Annotated in this window: 1 protein-coding gene; it reads right to left on the reverse strand. The window is 60.6% G+C overall.

Annotated elements, in window-relative coordinates:
- Positions 1–67 precede the first annotated feature (67 nt).
- Positions 68–1048, reverse strand: coding sequence for a hypothetical protein (locus ACFWA7_RS39995; protein WP_385828092.1), 981 nt, complete (start codon positions 1046–1048; stop codon positions 68–70).
- Positions 1049–1298 lie beyond the last annotated feature (250 nt).

Genomic DNA, 1298 nt, shown 5'->3' on the forward strand with positions numbered 1-1298 from the left:
AGACTTCGAACGCCTCCCTCAACGGCGCGGGAGCCCTGTGCGTTGCGCGACCGCCTGCATCACCCGATCAGTGGGCACACTGAAAACGCTCAATGGTGTCCCGGACTTCTTCACGCAGTGCGGCCGATCCTGCATATGGATGCACGCGTTCGCGGAGTTCGGGGGAATACACCCACCGCCTTGTGAAGATCCCGCCCTCCGAGTAGTGGGTCAGAGTAAGCAGTCCTGACTTTGCGCGAAAGGTGGAGTCGAGCTCCATGCGGACCATGTCGCAGACGTGGTTGGCTGCGGCGTTCAGCTCTTGCAGCATCCGTTCGAAGAACAGGGTGTTTTCGAAGTATTCGCGTTCCGCCTGATGGAACTTCTCCCTGTCGATCCGGGGGGAGTACCGGGTGGAGTCGTCGCGGATCTCATAGAAGTCCTCGGCCGTAGAGGAGAAGAAGCTCTGGTGGACGAAGAAGTTGAGCAGCTCGTCCAGCACGTCCTGGAAGTTCCTGAAGGCGTTGCTGACCTTGGGGAACGACTCTGGCCAGTCGCGTTTGATCATCCAGGTCAGAGTGGAGCCGAGACGATCCTGAGTGGCAAACGGGAGTCCGAAGGGCGGCATGAGGGACTTCCTGAAAATCTTCTTCCAGCTGTTGAGGTCGATCAGTTCTGACCATTTCAGCACCACCTCGACAGCGGTCTCATGGGCGACCTCCTTGATCTCCTTGTCGACACGGGAAAGGAGCCAAAGCCATCGCTCGACATCGCGGTCCTGCGGGGGCAGCGGAAAACCGTGTTCGTCGGCATATTCGACACAGCGGGCCACGAATCTTCGTGTGACATCGGCGCTCGGGAGGTCCTGACGTAAAGGACTCAAAGCATTACTGATCGTGGAGTGCGGCATCCTCTCCTGGTAATACCTGTCCGGCTTCTCCTTCTTCCTAGCCGCCAACTTGCTGGCAGTCCCGGCTCCACAGGCAGTCAACAGCCGCCGGAGCTGAGCGACGAACCACTGCGGGTCCGCCTGTACGTCACTGCCCTCGTCCGCCTCCTGGGTCGTCACGAGCGGCAGGCTACCCAGTCCTTCATCGGCCCGCCGCACGATGAGCGATGCCGGTATACAGGGGTGTCCAGTCACGCCAACTACCCTGGTCGTCGGCGCTGTTCATGTCGTTCGCTGGTCACCGCCGGAACAAGCCGGCTCGATCCAACCGGAGGTAAGGGTTGTCCCGTAAATGATCTTTGAGTCACCCTGGGCAGGGGTCGGTCGCGGTGCGGTCTGCTCGCCTATCCGGCGAGGGCGAGGTTGTGCA

It is taken from the genome of Streptomyces sp. NPDC059994 (genome assembly GCF_042737755.1).
Lineage (GTDB): Bacteria > Actinomycetota > Actinomycetes > Streptomycetales > Streptomycetaceae > Streptomyces.